Origin of the sequence: Sphingomonas sp. Leaf198, assembly GCF_001424005.1 — a bacterium.
GTDB lineage: Bacteria > Pseudomonadota > Alphaproteobacteria > Sphingomonadales > Sphingomonadaceae > Sphingomonas.
The window spans coordinates 528,445-546,930 of sequence record NZ_LMPX01000004.1; the positions used below are offsets into that span (position 1 = coordinate 528,445).

An 18,486-nucleotide genomic window follows, 5' to 3' on the forward strand; every position below is an offset into this window, starting at 1 on the left:
GGGGCCCAATTGGGGAACGAAGATAATGGAGGGCAGCGCTCCGTTACGACCACCTTTCCACTTGGACCCCGGCCTCCGCCGGGGAGGTTACGAAGCCCTGCCTCCATCTGAGGATGCCACCTCTCAAGGAACCTACCAAAGCTTGTTCTCCCGCGAAGGCGGGGGCCCAGACTGGACTCCCGCCTTCGCGGGAGAACAGCCTGCTTACGAAGCGGTAAGCGTTACACCGCTCGAGGAGTCCGCTTCGCCTTCCTGATCCTAGGCTCGGCAATCATGTCCGCCGCCTTCTTGATCTCTTGCCGAAGCTCATCCCGCTTCTCATGTATCGAAGCGATCACCGGCCCCATCGCCACCCCCAGATCGACCAGCACCGCCTCCGCCAGCTGTAACGAACTCTCCAAAGTCTCCGGCACCGCATCCGTAACACCAGCCCGGTACAACTCCGCCGCATGCGCCGTATCCCGAGCACGCGCCACGATCGGCAAGTCCGGCGCCAAAGCCCGAACCCGCCGCGCCAGCCGCACCGTCAGCACCGGATCGTCCATCGTCAGGATCAGCGCCTTGGCGGTATGCAGCTTGAGCCGATCCACCAGTTCCGGGCGCGCCACGTCGCCGAACAATACCGGATGCCCTTGCGCCCGCGCGGCTTCGACGGAATCGATATCCGCCTCCACGGCAACGTACTTTTGCCCGTGGACTGCCAGCATGTCGGCCACCATCCGGCCCACGCGACCAAAGCCGATCACGACGGTTCCCGGCCCATCGTCGTCGATCTCGATATCCCCGGCATCGGCACCCGACCGGCTTTCGAGTTGACGCGAGACGGTGCGGCCGAGCTTTGCCAGCAGCGGCGTGATCGTCAGCCCGATCGCAGTGACGGTCTGCCAGAAAGCGGCGGTCGACGGCATGATCAACTGCGCCTGCGCGGCCGTCGCAAGCACGATCAGCGTCGTCTCGGAAGGGCTACCCATCAGCAGCCCCGTCTCCGCCGCAACGCCGCGCCGCGAATTGGCGACGCGCAGGAACAGGAACGTCACGATCGCCTTGGTCGCCACCACGCCCGTCACGGCAAGCAGCAACGACGGCCAGTTCTGCGCGATCAGCCGTAGGTCGAGACTCATGCCGACCGTGATCAGGAACACGCCGAGCGCGAGCCCCTTGAACGGCGCGGTGATGACCTCGACCTCGCTGTGATATTCGGTCTCGGCGATCAGCAACCCCGCCAGCAGCGCGCCGACGATCGGCGACAGCCCGGCGGCCGTTGTCGCGACGCTCGCGACGATCACCACCAGCAGCGACGCGGCAAGGAAGAGTTCGGGGCTCTTGGTCCGCGCGGCCTGCCCGAACAGCCGGGGCAGGACGACCCGCCCGCCGATATACATCGCGACAACGGTGAGCCCGCCGCGCAGCGCGACACCGGCGATGTTCGACCAGCCGTCCGCACTCGCTGTCGGCGCCAGCGCACCGAGCACGAAGATGATCGGGACGAGCGCCAGATCTTCGAACAACAGCATAGCGAACGCACCACGCCCGACCGCACCCGTCGTGCCGACGAGCGGCAGGACCAAAGCCGTGGACGACAACGCGAGCGCAAACCCCAGCCCGATCGCGCCCGCCCATTCCTGGCCGATGAAGTGCAACGCCACGCCAATGATGAGCGCCGAGCCGATCAGTTCGGCGGCGCCGGTGCCGAACACGAGTTGCTTCATCGACCACAGTCGCTTGAACGAGAGCTCGAGGCCGATCGAGAACAGCAGCAGGATGATGCCGAACTCGGCGAACGGCTCGATCGACTCCGGGTTCGAGATCGTCAGGTAATAGAGCCAAGGCGCGGAGCCGGTGAGCGAGCCTAGCCCGGCGGGCCCAACCAGCAGGCCGACCAAGATGAAACCGATGACCGGGCTGACCCGGAACCGCGCGAATGCGGGGATGACGAGCCCGGCCGCGCCAAGAATGACGAGCGCGTCGCTGAAACCTTGATTGTCGAGCCGTAATGCCATGCGTGCGACCTTAGGGGACGCATGACGGATTTGTCACCCGTGGCGACGTACTGCGGCGATCGGCAGTGGAAAGAGGTGTTTTTCCCTCCGTCATCCTGACGAAAGTCAGGATCCAGAGCCAAGACCGTAGTCCTGTGTAACCCTGGGTCCTGACTTTCGTCAGGATGACGGGGAAGAGAAAACCCCGCTCCCGTTTCCGGGAGCGGGGTGCTAGATCAGGCCCAGTTGGCCATTTCGGTTTCAAGGTTCGACCGTACCTGCTCGAAGAACTGCTCGGTCGTCATCCAGGGCTGGTCGGGGCCGATCAGGATCGCGAGATCCTTGGTCATGTGGCCGTTCTCGACCGTCTGGACGCAGACGCGCTCAAGCGTCTCGGCGAACTTCGTGACGTCGGGCGTATCGTCGAACTTGCCGCGATACTTAAGGCCACCGGTCCACGCGAAGATCGACGCGATCGGGTTGGTCGAGGTCGCCTTGCCCTGCTCGTGCATGCGGAAGTGGCGCGTGACGGTGCCGTGCGCTGCCTCGGCCTCGACGGTCTTGCCGTCCGGGGTCAGCAGGATCGAGGTCATCAGGCCGAGCGACCCGAAGCCCTGTGCGACCTGGTCCGACTGGACGTCGCCGTCATAGTTCTTGCAGGCCCAGACGAACTCGCCGTTCCACTTCAGCGCCGATGCGACCATGTCGTCGATCAGGCGATGCTCGTAGACGATGCCCGCTTCCTTGAACTTGTCCTTGAACTCGGCCTCGAACACCTCGGCGAACAGGTCCTTGAAGCGGCCGTCATAGGCCTTGAGGATCGTGTTCTTGGTCGACAGGTACACCGGCCACTTCAGGTTCAGGCCGTAATGCATCGAGGCGCGCGCGAAATCGCGGATCGAATCGTCGAGGTTGTACATCGCCATCGCGACGCCCGCCGACGGGAACTGGAATACCTCGCGGTCGATGACCGTGCCGTCGTCGCCTTCGAAGACGAGGCGCAGCTTGCCGGGGCCGGGGACCAGATAGTCGGTCGCGCGGTACTGGTCGCCGAACGCGTGACGGCCGACGACGATCGGATGCGTCCAGCCCGGGATCAGGCGGGGCACGTTCTTGATGACGATCGGCTCGCGGAAGATCGTGCCGCCGAGGATGTTGCGGATCGTGCCGTTCGGCGACTTCCACATCTTCTTCAGGCCGAACTCGGTGACGCGCTGCTCGTCGGGCGTGATCGTCGCGCACTTGACCGCGACGCCGTGCTTCTGCGTGGCGAGCGCGCTGTCGATCGTGACCTGGTCGTCGGTCGCGTCGCGATGCTCGACGCCGAGATCGTAATAATCGAGCTGGATATCGAGATACGGCTTGATCAGGCGCTCGCGAATCCATTCCCAGATGATCCGCGTCATCTCGTCGCCATCGATCTCCACGATCGGGTTCTTTACCTTGATCTTCGCCATGTGCGCGTCCTTCGGGGGAGGGGTTTGAGGAGCGTCTAGGGGAGCGCGCCGCAGCGATCAACCGCTGGCCAACCGTTGGTGCTGTAAGGAAAAGCCGGTTCATCGTTGTATCGCGCGTCCTGCACGGATAGACCCGCGGGTTATGGCATCGCTCGACAAGCCGCCCGTCACGACCTCCACGGTCAAATGGCGATTTCCCGCAGTCCATCCGGAGGGCCACAAATACGTCGCGATCGCGACCGGCATCACGCTGCTGCTGACGATCGTCAGCCACGTGCTGTTCTGGCCGATGGTCGGCGTCGTGATCTGGGTCGCGACGTTCTTCCGCGATCCGATCCGCACCACTCCCCAGGGCGAAGGCCTGATCGTCGCCCCCGCAGACGGGCTGATCACGATGATCCAGCGTGTGCCGATCCCGCGCGAACTCGCCGGCGAGAACGGTCTCGGCGACGCACCGCTGGTGCGCGTGTCGATCTTCATGTCGGTGTTCGACGTGCACATTAATCGCACGCCGATCGCCGGGACTATCCGCGAGGTCGTCTATATCTCGGGCAAGTTCCTCAACGCGGATCTCGACAAGGCGAGCGACGAGAACGAGCGGCAGCATTTCGTGGTCGAGGACCGCAACGGCATGCGGATCGGCTTCACGCAGATCGCCGGCCTGGTCGCGCGTCGTATCCTCGGCTTCGTGAAGGCCGGCGACATGGTCGCGGTCGGCCAGCGCATCGGCCTGATCCGGTTCGGTAGCCGAGTCGATGTGTACCTGCCCGATCATGTCGTGCCGCAGGTGTGTCTGGGCCAGCGCAGTATCGCGGGCGAGACCGTGCTTGGTCGCGTCGGTGGCGTGCCGGTTGGCGGCATCGCCCAGTGATTGATCGCGACGGGATCGACGGCGACTCGATCGAAGAGCGAGGCCGGGGGCGGTTCGGTCGCACGCGTCGTGCACCGCGAGGACTTCCCCTGCGCGCTGTCGCTCCCAACGCCGTTACCGCGCTAGCCCTGTGTTCAGGCCTGAGTGGCGTGCGGTTCGCGATCGGCGGACAATGGGAAAGCGCCGTTGCGATGATCATGGTCGCGGGCGTGCTCGACGGCTTGGACGGTCGGATCGCCCGGATGCTGCACGGTGAAAGCCGGTTCGGTGCCGAGCTCGATTCGCTGTCCGACGCGATCTCGTTCGGCGTCGCGCCGGCGCTGATCGTCTATCTCTGGTCGCTGACGGCATTGCCACGTGTCGGCTGGATCTGCTCGCTGATCCTTGCGGTGTTCTGCGCGCTGCGTCTCGCACGCTTCAACGCCAAGATCGACGAGAGCCACCAGCCGCACAAGTCGGCGGGCTTTCTAACCGGCGTCCCGGCTCCCGCCGGCGCTGGTTTGGCGCTGATGCCGATGTTCTTCTGGTTCTGGACCGACGAGCCAAAATTCGCGTCGCCGTATTTCGTGGCGCCATGGGTCGCGTTCGTCGCGTTGCTGATGGTGTCGAGTATCGCGACCTATTCGTGGAGTTCGGTCAAACTCCGCAGCAACATCCGGTTCGAAGCCATCGCGCTCGTCGTACTGCTCGGCGCTGCGATCGTAAGCGCGCCATGGCATACGCTCAGCATCATCTGCGTACTGTACCTGCTCTCGATGCCGTTCAGCATCGCGAGTTACGCAAAGATCAGGCGGCAGCGTTCCAGCGGCGGGCGGGCACCGGAGCCGACGTCGAAGCCCAGCGCCTAACCGCGATCCGGCGCTCCGCCACGGCCAGCGTGCGGAGTGGCTGGAACGCGGGTTCGACGTTGCCCATCGCGAGACGGACGATACGGTCCCACTGCGGCGCGATCGACGAGACGATCATCATGCCCGCGACCGCGAATGCACCAGCAAAAACCATGAAGCTCAGAACCAACATCACGTCCGCCTTCCTATGAGTTGCGAACAATTTCTTAATATCTGCAAACACTTGGTCAGAAACATCGTTCCACTCGTCGCATTTCGAATCCCGTTCTGCCGGGGTGATTCTGCGCCGAGTCGAACATCTGTTCCCCTCTGAGCCCTTTATGTTCTCATTGCGTTCCATGAGTCAAGCGTGCCTTGTGCGATTGCTTTTCGAATAGAGCCACGCTAAGGGCCGCGCCTCTAACCCCGCATGGGAGGCATCATAGCCCGGTGCGTCACGGTCATTCGGCCACGACGTCATCCGCTTCCCAGAGGCACAACCGGAAGGATATATCCCTATGGCGGCTCCAGTCGTCTCCATGCAGCAGCTCATCGAAACGGGCGCGCATTTCGGCCACCAGACTCATCGGTGGAACCCCAAGATGAAGCCTTACATCTTCGGTGATCGTAACGGCGTCCATATCCTCGACCTGTCGCAGACCGTGCCGCTGTTCGCGCGCGCGCTCGAATTCGTCTCGTCGGCGGTTGCCGGTGGCGGCAAGGTCCTGTTCGTCGGCACCAAGCGCCAGGCACAGGAGCCCGTCGCAGACGCAGCGCGGCGTTCGGGCCAGCACTTCGTCAACCATCGCTGGTTGGGCGGCATGCTCACGAACTGGAAGACCATCTCGGGTTCGATCAAGCGTCTCAAGACGCTTGAGGAAATGCTGTCGGGCGACACCGTCGGCCTGACGAAGAAGGAAGTCCTTCAGCTCACCCGCGAGAAGGACAAGCTCGAGCTTTCGCTCGGCGGCATCCGCGACATGGGCGGCATTCCCGACGTGATGTTCGTGATCGACGCGAACAAGGAAGAGCTGGCGATCAAGGAAGCGAACACGCTGGGTATTCCCGTCGTCGCGATCCTCGATTCGAACGTGTCGCCGGACGGCATCGCTTTCCCGGTTCCCGCGAACGACGACGCAGCCCGCGCCATCCGCCTGTACTGCGAGGCGATCGCGATCGCAGCGACGCGCGGCGGCCAGGAGCAGCAGCGCCGCACCGGTGCCGACATCGGCGCGATGGTCGAGCCGCCGAAGGAAGAAGCATTGAGCGCAGAGCCGACCGTCGAAGCTACGGCTGACACGGCACAGGCAACCGCGAATGCCGATACCGCTGCAGAATTCGCAGCCGAGGGTGAGCGCCAGATCGACGCATAAGCGTCGTCGCCGAACCGTCATGCGGGCGGGGTAGGGCGAAAGCTCTGCCTCGCCCGCAACCATATTCAGACCTAAAAAGGATTAGAGACATGGCCGATATCACGGCAGCAATGGTCAAGGATCTGCGCGAGAAGAGCGGCGCAGGCATGATGGATTGCAAGAAGGCGCTGAGCGAGAACGCCGGCGACATGGAGCAGGCAATGGATTGGCTGCGCACCAAGGGGCTCGCAGCCGCCGCCAAGAAGTCCAGCCGTACCGCGGCCGAGGGCCTGGTCGGCGTTGCCGTGTCGGGCACCAAGGGCGCAGCGGTCGAAGTGAACTCGGAGACCGATTTCGTCGCGAAGAACGACCAGTTCCAGTCGTTCGTTCGTGACGTCACGCAGATCGCGCTCGCAACCGGCGGCGACATCGAGGCGCTGAAGTCGCAGGCGATGCCATCGGGCAAGACCGTCGAGGAAGTCCTGACGAACAACGTCGCGACGATCGGCGAGAACCAGTCGCTGCGCCGCTCGCGCACGCTGGAAGTCAGCAAGGGTGCGGTCGTTCCGTACATCCACAATGCAGCGGCTCCCGGCCTCGGCAAGATCGGCGTGCTCGTCGCGCTCGAGTCGGAGGCTTCGGACGAGGTTCTTCAGGCGCTCGGCAAGCAGCTCGCGATGCACATCGCCGCCGCCTTCCCGAAGGCGCTCAACGAAGCCGACCTCGACGAGTCCGAGATCGAGCGCGAGCGCGCGATCGCGACCGAGAAGGCCGCCGAGTCGGGCAAGCCTGCCGACATCATCGCCAAGATGGTCGAGGGCGGCATCGCCAAGTACCGCAAGGAGCACGCCCTGGTCAGCCAGCTGTTCGTGATGGACGGCAAGACCAAGATCTCCGACGTCGTCGCCAAGGCCGGCAAGGATGCAGGCGCCGAGATCAAGCTGGTGGACTATGTCCGCTTCCAGCTCGGCGAAGGCATCGAGAAGGAGCAGTCCGACTTCGCAGCCGAGGTTGCTGCTGCTTCGGGCGTGCCGCAGGCGTAAGCCGACTTCCTCCCTCGCCCCTCCGGGGAGAGGGAATGGGCCCGCTCGGCTCTTGTCGAGTGGGAAGGGTGAGGGGAGTGGTGAGGTGTCGAACCTCGCGCCCCCTCATCCGGCCCTGCCGGGCCACCTTCTCCCCGAGGGGAGAAGGATAGGCATCCTCCGTTATGCCGGGCTCGTTCGGGCACCCAGGGGGCTGCAAGTCATCCATCCGTAAACCGTTCGAGGCGGTGACATCAGGTCATATCGGCCAGACTATCCCTCACCTCAGCACCTCCCCGGCGAAGGCCGGGGTCCAGGTGGAAGACGAAGGTGACGACGGGGCGTCTTCAATTACATCGACCTTGCCAACTGGACCCCGGCCTCCGCCGGGGAGGCGTCGTCGCCGGCGTCGCTGATTCCAGATTGGCCAGCCATGACACTTCCTCCGCACACCGGGAGAATGACGAGCAGCTGGACCCAGCCCAGCCCATTTTCCGTCCGATCTCCACCCAGAATCGATGCACGCGCCGCACAGCGCTTCACATCCCTGGCCTCGCCGCCTAAGGTCCGCGCCGCCCCGCCAATCACAATTCGAGATTTATGACGCCTCCGCGCTACAACCGTATCCTGCTGAAACTGTCGGGCGAAGTCCTGATGGGCACCTCCGGCCTGTCGATCGACACCGAGGTTACCGCGCGCGTCGCGCAGGAGATCGCCGACATCAAAGCCCGAGGCTATGAGATCTGCATCGTCGTCGGCGGTGGCAACATCTTCCGCGGCATGGCAGGCGCAGCGCGGGGCATGGACCGCGCGACCGGCGATTACATGGGCATGCTCGCGACCGTGATGAACGCGCTGGCCGTGCAGAACGCGCTCGAGCAGATCGGCGTCGACACGCGCGTCCAGTCGGCGATCCCGATGGCGTCGGTGTGCGAGCCGTTCATCCGCCGTCGCGCCGAGCGTCACCTGGAGAAGGGCCGCGTCGTGATCTTCGCGGCGGGCGTCGGCAGCCCCTATTTCACCACCGATTCGGGCGCCGCTCTGCGTGCTGCCGAGATGAAGTGCGATGCGCTGTTCAAGGGCACTTCGGTCGACGGCGTCTATAACGCCGACCCGAAGACGCACCCGGACGCAGTGCGCTACGAAACGGTCACGTACAGCCGCGTGCTGTCCGACGACCTCAAGGTCATGGACGCGAGCGCGATCGCGCTGTGCCGCGACAACAATATCCCGATCGTCGTCTTCAACATCCGCGAACCCGGCAATCTCGCCGCGGTGTTGGCGGGTGATGGCGTGTCGACGATCGTCCAGAACGAGCAGGAGCTTTAAGATGGCTGCATACGACAAGACCGACCTCGAACGCCGCATGGCGGGTGCCGTCGAAGCGCTGAAGAGCGATCTCGCCGGCCTGCGCACGGGTCGCGCGTCGACCGCGTTGCTCGATCCGGTGATGGTGACGGTGTACGGCTCGTCGATGCCGCTGAACCAGGTCGCGACCGTCTCGGCGCCCGAGCCGCGGATGCTGTCGGTGCAGGTCTGGGACAAGTCGAACGTCGGCCCGACCGACAAGGCGATCCGCTCGGCCGGCCTCGGGCTTAACCCGATCGTTGACGGCCAGACGCTGCGCCTGCCGATCCCGGATCTGACCGAGGAGCGCCGCAAGGAACTCGCCAAGCTTGCCGGCCAGTATGCCGAGAAGGCCCGCATCGCGGTCCGCAACGTCCGCCGCGACGGCATGGATTCGCTCAAGGTCGACGAGAAAAAGGGCGTGTTCGGCGAGGACGAGCGCAAGCGTCACGAGACCGAAGTCCAGAAGCTGACCGATAGCATCATCGCCGAGCTCGATGCGACTGCGACCGCGAAGGAAAAGGAAATCCTGGGCAAGTGAGATTGCAGGCCTCCTCGGCCGCGCCGCTCGCTGCTGTTCCTGTGGGCGCCGTTCCTGCAGGCGGGGCGGTGCCGCGTCATGTCGCGATCATCATGGACGGCAATGGCCGCTGGGCGAAGAAGCGGTTCCTGCCGCGCTTCGCCGGGCACAAGGCCGGCGTCGAGGCGGTGCGCAAGGTGACGCGCGCGGCGCGGGCGATGGGGATCGAGGCGCTGACGCTGTACGCATTCTCGTCGGAGAACTGGCGGCGCCCGGCCGAAGAGGTCAGCGACCTGATGGGGCTGCTGCGGCATTTCATCCGCAGCGACCTCGACGAACTCGCGCGCGAGAACGTTCGGCTGCGCGTGATCGGCGATTATCACAGCTTTTCGCCCGATCTGGTGGCGATGGTCGACGATGCGATCGCGCGGACTGCGGGGAACAGCGGTCCGATCCTGGCGATCGCATTGAATTACGGCGCGCATGCGGAGTTGGTGACGGCCGCACGGCGGTTGGCGGAGCGGGCCCGGGATGGCGCGCTGGATCCGGCGAGCATCGATGCGGCGACGATCGAGGCGGAGCTCGATACGCACGACCTGCCGCCGCTCGACCTGATGATCCGCACCTCTGGCGAACAGCGTCTGTCGAACTTCCTGCTTTGGCAGGCAGCCTATGCCGAATTGCTGTTCGTCGACACGCTCTGGCCCGACTTCGATGCGGCCGCGCTCGCCGATGCGGTCGCGGCGTTCGGTCAGCGCCAGCGCCGCTACGGTGGTCTGTGAACCTTACGGACCCTGAAAAGGCGCCCGATCAGGCGTTGCGCACGCCGTCCAATCTCCAGCTCCGGATGATCGCCAGCGTCGGCATGATCGCGGTGGCCAGCCTTGCGCTGACGCTCGGCGGGATCGCGTTCTGGGTGCTCGGCGTGGTCGCCGCGCTGTTCATGATGGCGGAATGGTCGATGCTGCAAGGCGCCGACGCCAAGACCAAGCGGATGACGCAGTTCGCGCTCTCGGTGCCGCTCGCGCTGATGGCGCCGGCGTCGCTGATCCTCGTGATCCATGATTTCTTCACGCTGGGGCTGCTTGTTGGGGCGGCGTTCTTCGTCGTCATCACGACTCGCAAACCGCCGCTCGCGCTGGGCATCCTCTATTGCGGGCTCCCCGTGCTCGCGCTGATGATCATCCGGCGGCAGGACGAGGGCATCCTCTTCACGTTGTGGGCGCTGTCGCTGGTCTGGGCATGCGATATCGGCGCGTTCTTCACCGGGCGGACCTTGGGCGGGCCCAAGCTGGCGCCGGTGATCAGTCCGAACAAGACATGGTCGGGGCTCATCGGCGGTGTCGTGCTCGCGAGCGCGGTCGCGGCGGTGCTGCACATGCAATACGGCCTGCCGATGCGGATGACGCTGGCGACGCCGGTGCTCGCGATGCTCGCGCAGATGGGCGATCTCTATGAGAGCTGGTTGAAGCGCGTGGCGGGGGTGAAGGACAGCGGCAACATCCTGCCCGGCCATGGCGGCGTGATGGATCGCCTCGACGGCTTGGTCCCGGTGGCGCCGGTCGCTGCGTTCCTAGTTCTTCTGCCGCATTTCTACGCATGAAGACCGTCACGATCCTGGGCGCGACCGGCTCGGTCGGCACCTCGACGCTCGACCTGATCGAGCGTGAACCCGATCGCTTCCGTGTCGTCGCGCTGACCGCGAACTGCGATGTGACCAAACTCGCCGCGGCCGCGATCCGGACCAGGGCCGAGTTTGCCGTTGTTGCGGACGAAAAATGCCTGCCGGAGTTGCGGGAGGCGCTGGCCGGCACGGGCATTCGCGCTGGTGGTGGTGCCGAAGCGATTGCCGAGGCCGCGTCGTCGGGCGCGGACTGGACGATGGGCGCGATCGTCGGGTGCGCGGGGCTGAAGCCGGTGATGGCGGCGATCGAGCAGGGTGGCACCGTCGTCATCGCCAACAAGGAGCCGTTGGTCTCTGCCGGCGACGTCATCCTCGCGGCGGCCAAGCGGACCGGCGCGACGCTGTTGCCCGCAGACTCGGAGCACAACGCGATCTTCCAGTGCTTCGACGCGACGCGCCCCGAACGTATCCGCCGGATCATCCTCACGTGCAGTGGCGGCCCGTTCCGCGACTGGACCACCGAGCAGATGCGCGGCGTGACGCTCGAACAGGCGGTCAAGCATCCCAACTGGTCGATGGGTGCGAAGATCTCGGTCGATTCTGCGACCTGCATGAACAAGGGCCTCGAACTGATCGAGGCCGCGCGGCTGTTCCCGATTCCGCACGACCGGATTGAGATCGTCATCCATCCGCAGTCGGTGGTCCACAGCCTCGTCGATTACGTCGACGGCTCGGTGCTGGCGCAGCTCGGGCCCCCCGACATGCGTACGCCGATCGCGCACACGCTTGCCTGGCCGGACCGGATGGCGACGCCGATGGTTCCGCTGGACCTCGTCGCGATCGGCCGACTCGACTTCGAGGCACCCGATCCGGTGCGCTTCCCCGCGCTGCGCCTCGCGCGCGAGGCGCTCGACGCAGGCGGCGCGCGCCCCGCAATTCTCAACGCTGCCAACGAGGTAGCGGTCGAGGCCTTCCTCAAGCGCCGCATCGGCTTCCTCGAAATTGCCGCAATCGTCGATCATACGCTATCGTGCTACGATCCGGCCGCACCGGACAGCGTCGACGCCGTTCTGGCGATCGATGCCGAGGCGCGGGTTTTGGCGGGCGAGCGTGTAGAGGATTGCGCGGTTTGATCGAAACACCCGGTATCCTTCTGACGATCCTGTCGTTCGCGCTGGTGATCGGACCGCTCGTGTTCGTGCACGAGATGGGCCATTACCTCGCCGGACGCTTTTTCGGGATCAAGGCGGATGCCTTCGCGATCGGCTTCGGCCGCGAGATCGCCGGCTTCACCGACAGCCGCGGCACCCGGTGGAAGTTCGGATGGCTGCCGCTCGGCGGCTATGTGAAGTTTGCCGGTGACATGAACCCGGCGAGCCAGCCCTCGGCCGAGTGGCTTTTGCTACCCGCCGAAGAGCGCCAGCGCACCTTCCAGTCGAAGCCGGTGTGGCAGCGTGCGATCGTCGTCGCGGCAGGGCCGGTCGTGAACTTCGTCGTCGCCATCCTGATCCTCGCCGGTTTTGCCTTTGCGTACGGCGACATCCGCATGCCGCCGATCGTCGGCGGTACGGTGCCTGGTAGCGCTGCCGCGACGGCCGGGTTGCAGGTCGGCGACCGGATCACGGCGATCGGCGGCCGCTCGGTTGAGACGTTTGACGATCTCGCCCGCTATGCGCGTATCCGCGCCGGCGAGAGCACGCGGATCGACGCGGAGCGCGGCGACCAGACGGTATCGCGCGACATCGTCATCGGTACCGAACTCCAGCGCGATCGCTTCGGCAACGAATACCGCATCGGCCGCCTCGGCATCGCCGGCAGCAAGCCCGTCATCGTTCCCGTCAGCCTGATCGAGGCGCCCGTCGTCGCGGTAAAGCGCACCGGCGAGATCGTCTCGATGATGGTCGAGACGCTGGGTCAGGTCGTTACCGGACGCCGGTCGGTGAAGGAACTTGGCGGCCCGCTCAGCATCGCCAAGGTATCGGGCGAGCAGATGTCGCTCGGGCTCGACGCCTATGTGTTCCTGATCGCCCTTGTTTCGATCAATCTGGGGTTCATCAATCTGCTGCCAGTGCCGATGCTCGATGGCGGGCACCTGTTCTTCTACGCGATCGAAGCGGTGCGCAGGCGCCCGGTCGAGCCGCAAGTGCAGGAATGGGCATTTCGTGGCGGGCTCGCAGCAATTCTCGCGCTGATGCTGCTGGTGACCTTCAACGATCTCGGCAATTTCGGGCTTTGGAAGAATCTGGCCGGCTTGATCGGCTGATCACGATAGGGCAGGGCGGGCGCGCCTTGTATGTGCACGTTTTGAAGGTGGGTTTGGTGACAGCGATCAACGGTTACGATTTCGCGCGTAAGGGCGCCCTGCTGCTCGCAGGTACGATCCTGTCGGGCGTTCCCGCGCTGGCACAGACCGTGCCGGCTGGATCGGCGACTCCGGCGGCAACGCCTTCGTCGAGCCCCGCGTCGGGTCGTCAGGCGCCGACCACGGCCGTCCCTGCAAAGGGTGCTGTTGGTGTAACGCCCGTAGCCGCGCCGGTATCCGCGCAAACGATAAAGACTTTGCGCGTCGAGGGATCGCAGCGCATCGAGCCCGAGACGGTGCTGTCCTACACGAAGCTTCGCGTCGGCATTCCGTACACCGCGGAGACGCTCGATCAGGCGCTGAAGGACCTTCAGGCCAGCGACCTGTTCGCGGATTACTCGATCGCGGGTGTCGAGGACGGCAACATCGTCCTCCGCGTGCGCGAGAATCCGATCATCAACCGCGTGATCATCGAGGGTAACAAGGCGCTCAAGACCGACAAGATTACCAAGGAGATCAAGCTCGCGCCGCGGCAGATCTTCACGCGCACCGCGGTCCGTCAGGACATCGCGCGGATCATCGAGCTGTATCGTCGCCAAGGCCGCTTCGCCGCGGTGATCGATCCGAAGATGGTCAATCTCGACCAGAACCGCGTCGACGTCGTGTTCGAGGTCAGCGAGGGGCCGAAGTCGAAGGTCCGCCAGATCAACATCCTCGGCAACGAGGTATTCTCGGACGACCAGATCCGCGGCCAGATGGCGACCAAGCAGTCGCGCTTTTTCCGCCTGCTCTCGTCGGCGACCAGCTACGATCAGGATCGCCTTTCGTACGATCAGCAGAAGCTCCGCCAGTTCTACCTGACGCAGGGCTATGCGGATTTCCGCGTGACCTCGGCCGTGGCCGAGCTGACGCCGGACAAGAAGGACTTCATCATCACGTACGTGGTGGAGGAAGGTAAGCGCTACAAGTTCGGCGACGTGACCGTCGACAGCCAGATCCGCGACTTCGACAACAAGAAGCTCGCCGCTTCGCTGCCGCTGAAGAAGGGTGATTGGTACAACGCCAAGCTCGTCGAGGATTCGGTCGACAACCTTAGCCAGACCGCGGGCCTGTTCGGCTATGCGTTCACCGAGGTGAACCCGGAGTTCGCCAAGGACGCCGACACGCTGACGATGGGGATTAATTTCAACATCGCCGAAGCCAAGCGGACCTATGTCGAGCGGATCGACATCAACGGCAACACGCAGACGCAGGACAAGGTCGTCCGCCGCGAGATCCGTCTTGCCGAGGGTGACGCGTTCAACAGCTTCCAGGTGAAGCGCTCGCAGGATCGCATCAACTCGCTGGGCTATTTCCAGGACAAGATGGAGATCAAGCAGCTGCCTGGCTCGGCGCCCGACCGCGTCATCCTGGAGACCAACCTCGAAGAGAAGTCGACCGGCGAGCTTCAGCTGTCGGCGGGCTATTCGAGCCTCGAACGCTTCATCATTCAGGCCAACATCACGCAGCGCAACTTCCGCGGCAAGGGCCAGGAATTGCGCGCCGGCGTCAACTATTCGAGCTATTCGAAGTCGATCGAGCTTGGCTTCACCGAGCCGTATCTGTTCGACAAGAACATCGCGATCGGCGGCGACATCTTCCGCCGCGATTACAATTCGTTCAACTATATCGGCAACGATCGCCAGACCACCTATTCGCAGGTCTCGACCGGCTTCCAGCTTCGTGCCGGTGTGCCGCTGACCGAATTCTGGTCGCTGTCGGCGCGCTACGGTCTGTCCTACGACAAGGTCGGACTGAACGAGTCGACCTACTTCACCGATGGGCAGTGCGACATCCTCAAGGCCGGCCGTTATCTCTGCGAAGCGATCGGCAACCGCTGGACTTCGTCGGTCGGCTATTCGCTGATCCGCGACACGCTCAACAGCCGCCTGCGCCCGACCGCGGGCTCGCGCTTCTCGTTCAGCCAGGATTTCGCGGGTCTCGGCGGCGACGTGAAATACATCCGTACGCGCGCTGAGGGCGCCAAGTACTGGAACGCGGGTAGCGGCTTTATCCTGTCGGCGATCGGCGAAGGTGGCTACATCAAGTCGCTCGAAGGCAGCAAAAGGTCTGGGATCGACGGTGTCCGCATCACCGACCGCTTCTATCTCGGCGAGCCGCAGTTCCGCGGGTTCGACATCCGCGGCGTAGGCCCGCGCGTGTTGCGCATTCCGTACACGACGGACTCGGCGACGGGTAAGCAGATCCTGGTCACCGATCGCAACCAGTACATCGACGATGCGCTCGGCGGTAATGCCTATTATCTCGGCCGCATCGAGATGGAGATCCCGCTCGGTTCGGGTGCGCGCGAACTGGGCCTGCGTCCTTCGATCTACGTCCAGGCGGGCTCGCTGTTCAGCATCACGAAGCCGAACCTGACCGTCGATCCCAACTCGTACCCCAGGACGGTCGATGCCAATGGCAACGTCACGATCCTGCCGTTGCAGACCCCGATCAAGACCGCCGATGGTAAGCTGCAATATGTCGTGCCGTCGACCGACACGACGAACCCGAACGCCGTCACGACCTGCGCCGTCGGCTATTCGTCGACGCTTGGCGGGGCTTGCACCGGGACCAGCGTCAACAGCCAGTATTCGTCGACCTATGGTCCGTATTCGGAGCAGTTTCTCGGCAATTCTGCCAAGCCGCGTCTGTCGATCGGCATCGGCGTGAACTGGAACTCGCCCTTCGGTCCGCTTCGTATCGATCTCGCTCGTGCTCTGCTCAAGCAGAAGGGCGACGACCCCAAGCTCATCACTTTCAACGTAGGGACACAGTTCTAATGACGACGTTCAAGACGCTTCTCCTCGCTGCCGCGCTCGTCGCGCCGGCTGCCATGACCGCAACCGCTGCCGATGCGCAGGTTTCGGGTATCGCCGTCGCCGACGCACAGGGTGCGATCGCCAACTCGAAGGCCTGGAATGCCGCACGCGCCCAGATCGAGACGACCTACAAGGCGCAGCTCGACCAGGCCGAGACGCGTCGCCAGGCTGTCGCGCGTGAGCTTCAGCCGCTCGTGACCGCGTTCCAGGCCGCGCAGCGTGCGCCCGGCGCTTCGGAGGCATCGCTGCGTCCGCAGGCTCAGGCGATCCAGACGCGCGAAAACGCCGCCAATCAGGAGCTCGCTCGTCTGACGCAGCCTGCGCAGCGCGCGCAGCAATACGCGATCGAGCAGATCCAGGCGAAGCTCAGCGATGCCGTCACGGCAGCGGTTCGCGCGAAGAACGTCAGCCTGTTGCTGCGTCCCGAGGCCGCGTTGTTCGCGCAGCCCACCGCCGACATCACCGCGGCGATCACCACCGAGCTCGATCGTCTCGTGCCGACCGTAAGCACCGCTGTCCCCGCCAATTGGCAGCCCAACCAGAACGGCCAGCAGCAGGGCGCAGCACCGGCGTCGGCACCTGCAGCCGCGACCGGCAAGCGCACCACGCCGCAGGGCCGTTGAGCGAGCCGACGATGACCGACTCGGTTGACGCCGTGAAGACCGGCATGGGCCCGCTCGATATCGGGCGGGTGATGGCGGCGTTGCCGCATCGCTATCCGTTGCTGCTGGTCGATCGTGTCGAGGATCTGATCCTCGACACGTCGATCACCGCGATCAAGGCGGTGTCGATGAACGAGCAGTTCTTCCAGGGGCATTTCCCGGGCCGCCCGATCATGCCGGGCGTGTTGATCGTCGAGGCGATGGCGCAGGCGGCGGGGATCCTCGCGGTCGAGTCGCTGGGGCTCGCGGGCTCGGGCAAGCTCGTCTATTTCATGGCGATCGACGGGGCTAAGTTTCGCAAGCCGGTCGAACCGGGCGTGTTGCTTAAGCTCGAAGTTACCTTCGTCCAAAAGCGCAGCTCGGTCTGCAAGTTCGCCGGTCGCGCTCTCGTGGACGGCCAGCTCGTGGCCGAGGCGAACTTCACCGCGATGATCGCCGATCCGCCGAAAGCCTGACGACAACGCGTCAGCCGCGCGATCTTGTAAAATCGGGCGCGTCCGTGTACGGGCGCGCCTTCCTTTTCAGGCTGGTCGGAACCAGCCACTTACGGAGAATTCCCATGAAGGCCGATACGCACCCCGATTATCACATGATCACCGTCCAGATGACCGATGGCAGCAAGTACCAGACTCGCACCACCTGGGGTAAGGAAGGCGATGTGATGACGCTCGAGATCGATCCGCTCGCGCATCCGGCCTGGACCGGCGGCCGCGGCACGATGCTCGACACCGGTGGCCAGGTCGCGCGCTTCAACAAGCGTTTCGGTGGCGGTCTCACGCTGCGCAAGTAAACGTAACCCCCCGGAACGGATCGATACTCATTCGTTCCGGGGGCATTTATTAAGATCACGTTAGGCACCGGCGGCTAGGCTTGTAACTGCAAGCCAGACTTAGGACTCGCAAGGACGAGGACGCCATGTTCGCCGCCGATTTCGAACCCGCAGAGCGCACCAGCCGCCGCGGTTCGCCCCGTGCCCCTGTCGCGTTGGACGTCAGCATCGGCAAGACGCGCCGCACCTTGTGCAGAGTCGTCGACATCTCGATCAACGGCGCGCGGCTCCAGACCTATTCGGCGCTCAAGCGGGGGACGAGCATCTGGCTCAACCTGCCGCGGATCGGCCAGATCGTCGCCGAAGTCATGTGGGCGGACGATTTTACCGCCGGCTGCAAGTTCCACCGACCGCTATCGATCGAAGCGTTCGATGCGCTCATTCGGGATCACCCTGCGTAGCGTCGCTAATCGCGATCACGTCAGGCCGCACGATGGCACCTTCACCAATACGGCTCTGAGCTTGGGACATGATGGCCGCCAGCAACCCCGCGTCGCATCGGAAGAGACCTGCAATTTCGAAATCTCGAGTTGGTGTGGGCCAAACCGGCGTTCGCGTAGTGACTTACAGCGAGTAGCGTCACGGCAGTAGGCAGCAACGAGAGCCCGTAGAGCGGCGTGGGAGCCAAAAAATGGAAAACCGACCAAAAACTGTAAAATAGTGTTTGACGGGGTGGGGAGGTGGCCCTAGAGGGGTGTCACCGCAGCGAACGGCCACACGGTCTGGACGCAGCGGTCGCAAAAAACCAGATGCTCCAAGCTTTCTCGGAAGAGAGGGTTATGCGAGTGTCGGTATTTTTGTCGGCTCTTTGACATTGTAGGTTAAGATGAAGG

Annotated in this window: 18 protein-coding genes; 15 read left to right on the top strand and 3 right to left on the bottom strand. The window is 64.3% G+C overall.

Translation table 11 applies throughout. The features are described 5' to 3' along the window. Window positions 1–221 precede the first annotated feature (221 nt). Both ASG20_RS17825 and ASG20_RS17830 read right to left on the bottom strand, forming a co-directional pair. Window positions 222–2,000, bottom strand: a complete 1,779-nt coding sequence (locus tag ASG20_RS17825; protein ID WP_056055938.1) for a cation:proton antiporter domain-containing protein — start codon at window positions 1,998–2,000, stop codon at window positions 222–224. A gap of 215 nt (window positions 2,001–2,215) precedes the next feature. Further along, window positions 2,216–3,436, bottom strand: a complete 1,221-nt coding sequence (locus tag ASG20_RS17830) for an NADP-dependent isocitrate dehydrogenase (protein ID WP_056055940.1) — start codon at window positions 3,434–3,436, stop codon at window positions 2,216–2,218. 142 nt (window positions 3,437–3,578) lie between these two features. On the opposite strand from ASG20_RS17830, the gene ASG20_RS17835 reads away from it, so the two are divergent. After that, entirely contained in the window at window positions 3,579–4,307 is a 729-nt protein-coding gene (locus ASG20_RS17835; protein WP_056055942.1) for a phosphatidylserine decarboxylase, read from the top strand. A 29-nt stretch (window positions 4,308–4,336) separates the two neighbouring features. Next, window positions 4,337–5,155: a CDP-alcohol phosphatidyltransferase family protein gene (locus tag ASG20_RS17840; protein ID WP_231420937.1), complete on the top strand. Its 819-nt coding sequence runs from the start codon at window positions 4,337–4,339 to the stop codon at window positions 5,153–5,155. Here ASG20_RS17840 and ASG20_RS19150 read toward each other — a convergent pair. Next, complete coding sequence (locus tag ASG20_RS19150; RefSeq protein WP_056489532.1) at window positions 5,094–5,327, bottom strand: hypothetical protein; 234 nt, start codon at window positions 5,325–5,327, stop codon at window positions 5,094–5,096. The genes ASG20_RS17840 and ASG20_RS19150 overlap by 62 nt on opposite strands. A gap of 325 nt (window positions 5,328–5,652) precedes the next feature. Between ASG20_RS19150 and rpsB the strand changes: the two genes are divergently transcribed. The 13 genes from rpsB to ASG20_RS17910 all read left to right on the top strand — a co-directional run bounded on the left by rpsB (window position 5,653) and on the right by ASG20_RS17910 (window position 18,054). Further along, window positions 5,653–6,507, top strand: coding sequence for a 30S ribosomal protein S2 (gene rpsB, locus ASG20_RS17845; RefSeq protein ID WP_056055944.1), 855 nt, complete (start codon window positions 5,653–5,655; stop codon window positions 6,505–6,507). A gap of 89 nt (window positions 6,508–6,596) precedes the next feature. Next, window positions 6,597–7,529, top strand: a complete 933-nt coding sequence (tsf, locus tag ASG20_RS17850) for a translation elongation factor Ts (RefSeq protein WP_056055945.1) — start codon at window positions 6,597–6,599, stop codon at window positions 7,527–7,529. A gap of 579 nt (window positions 7,530–8,108) precedes the next feature. Next, on the top strand, window positions 8,109–8,837 hold the full coding sequence (gene pyrH / locus ASG20_RS17860) for a UMP kinase (protein ID WP_056055950.1): 729 nt from the start codon (window positions 8,109–8,111) through the stop codon (window positions 8,835–8,837). A gap of 1 nt (window position 8,838) precedes the next feature. Further along, the gene (frr, locus tag ASG20_RS17865) at window positions 8,839–9,396 is read left to right on the top strand and encodes a ribosome recycling factor (RefSeq protein WP_056055952.1); all 558 of its coding nucleotides are present in this window, start codon (window positions 8,839–8,841) and stop codon (window positions 9,394–9,396) included. Between the two features lie 68 nt (window positions 9,397–9,464). Continuing rightward, window positions 9,465–10,157: an isoprenyl transferase gene (locus ASG20_RS17870; protein ID WP_269083223.1), complete on the top strand. Its 693-nt coding sequence runs from the start codon at window positions 9,465–9,467 to the stop codon at window positions 10,155–10,157. Between the two features lie 65 nt (window positions 10,158–10,222). Further along, a complete protein-coding gene (locus ASG20_RS17875) occupies window positions 10,223–10,978 on the top strand; it encodes a phosphatidate cytidylyltransferase (RefSeq protein ID WP_056056090.1) in 756 nt (251 codons plus the stop codon). Then, entirely contained in the window at window positions 10,975–12,132 is a 1,158-nt protein-coding gene (locus ASG20_RS17880) for a 1-deoxy-D-xylulose-5-phosphate reductoisomerase (RefSeq protein ID WP_056055953.1), read from the top strand. Before ASG20_RS17875 ends, ASG20_RS17880 begins: the two co-directional genes overlap by 4 nt. Continuing rightward, window positions 12,129–13,262, top strand: coding sequence for an RIP metalloprotease RseP (rseP, locus tag ASG20_RS17885; protein ID WP_056055955.1), 1,134 nt, complete (start codon window positions 12,129–12,131; stop codon window positions 13,260–13,262). Before ASG20_RS17880 ends, rseP begins: the two co-directional genes overlap by 4 nt. A 53-nt stretch (window positions 13,263–13,315) precedes the next feature. Beyond that, window positions 13,316–16,123 carry an outer membrane protein assembly factor BamA gene (gene bamA, locus ASG20_RS17890; RefSeq protein ID WP_056056092.1) on the top strand — a complete coding sequence of 936 codons (2,808 nt, stop codon included), beginning with the start codon at window positions 13,316–13,318 and terminating at the stop codon, window positions 16,121–16,123. Further along, window positions 16,123–16,785 carry an OmpH family outer membrane protein gene (locus ASG20_RS17895; protein WP_056055958.1) on the top strand — a complete coding sequence of 221 codons (663 nt, stop codon included), beginning with the start codon at window positions 16,123–16,125 and terminating at the stop codon, window positions 16,783–16,785. The genes bamA and ASG20_RS17895 overlap by 1 nt, the downstream gene beginning before the upstream one ends. Window positions 16,786–16,796: 11 nt before the next feature. Beyond that, complete coding sequence (gene fabZ / locus ASG20_RS17900; RefSeq protein WP_056056094.1) at window positions 16,797–17,279, top strand: 3-hydroxyacyl-ACP dehydratase FabZ; 483 nt, start codon at window positions 16,797–16,799, stop codon at window positions 17,277–17,279. 104 nt (window positions 17,280–17,383) lie between these two features. Next, a complete protein-coding gene (rpmE, locus tag ASG20_RS17905) occupies window positions 17,384–17,614 on the top strand; it encodes a 50S ribosomal protein L31 (protein ID WP_055880673.1) in 231 nt (76 codons plus the stop codon). A gap of 125 nt (window positions 17,615–17,739) precedes the next feature. Further along, window positions 17,740–18,054, top strand: a complete 315-nt coding sequence (locus tag ASG20_RS17910) for a PilZ domain-containing protein (RefSeq protein ID WP_056055960.1) — start codon at window positions 17,740–17,742, stop codon at window positions 18,052–18,054. The last annotated feature ends 432 nt before the right edge of the window (window positions 18,055–18,486 follow it).

Bases quoted from the DNA above. Each gene is read 5' to 3' on its own strand.
- ASG20_RS17825 (WP_056055938.1), bottom strand. From the start codon at position 2,000: ATGGCATTACGGCTCGACAATCAAGGTTTCAGCGACGCGCTCGTCATT.
- ASG20_RS17830 (WP_056055940.1), bottom strand. From the start codon at position 3,436: ATGGCGAAGATCAAGGTAAAGAACCCGATCGTGGAGATCGATGGCGAC.
- ASG20_RS17835 (WP_056055942.1), top strand. From the start codon at position 3,579: ATGGCATCGCTCGACAAGCCGCCCGTCACGACCTCCACGGTCAAATGG.
- ASG20_RS19150 (WP_056489532.1), bottom strand. From the start codon at position 5,327: ATGTTGGTTCTGAGCTTCATGGTTTTTGCTGGTGCATTCGCGGTCGCG.
- rpsB (WP_056055944.1), top strand. From the start codon at position 5,653: ATGGCGGCTCCAGTCGTCTCCATGCAGCAGCTCATCGAAACGGGCGCG.
- tsf (WP_056055945.1), top strand. From the start codon at position 6,597: ATGGCCGATATCACGGCAGCAATGGTCAAGGATCTGCGCGAGAAGAGC.
- pyrH (WP_056055950.1), top strand. From the start codon at position 8,109: ATGACGCCTCCGCGCTACAACCGTATCCTGCTGAAACTGTCGGGCGAA.
- frr (WP_056055952.1), top strand. From the start codon at position 8,839: ATGGCTGCATACGACAAGACCGACCTCGAACGCCGCATGGCGGGTGCC.
- ASG20_RS17875 (WP_056056090.1), top strand. From the start codon at position 10,223: ATGATCGCCAGCGTCGGCATGATCGCGGTGGCCAGCCTTGCGCTGACG.
- ASG20_RS17880 (WP_056055953.1), top strand. From the start codon at position 10,975: ATGAAGACCGTCACGATCCTGGGCGCGACCGGCTCGGTCGGCACCTCG.
- ASG20_RS17895 (WP_056055958.1), top strand. From the start codon at position 16,123: ATGACGACGTTCAAGACGCTTCTCCTCGCTGCCGCGCTCGTCGCGCCG.
- fabZ (WP_056056094.1), top strand. From the start codon at position 16,797: ATGACCGACTCGGTTGACGCCGTGAAGACCGGCATGGGCCCGCTCGAT.
- rpmE (WP_055880673.1), top strand. From the start codon at position 17,384: ATGAAGGCCGATACGCACCCCGATTATCACATGATCACCGTCCAGATG.
- ASG20_RS17910 (WP_056055960.1), top strand. From the start codon at position 17,740: ATGTTCGCCGCCGATTTCGAACCCGCAGAGCGCACCAGCCGCCGCGGT.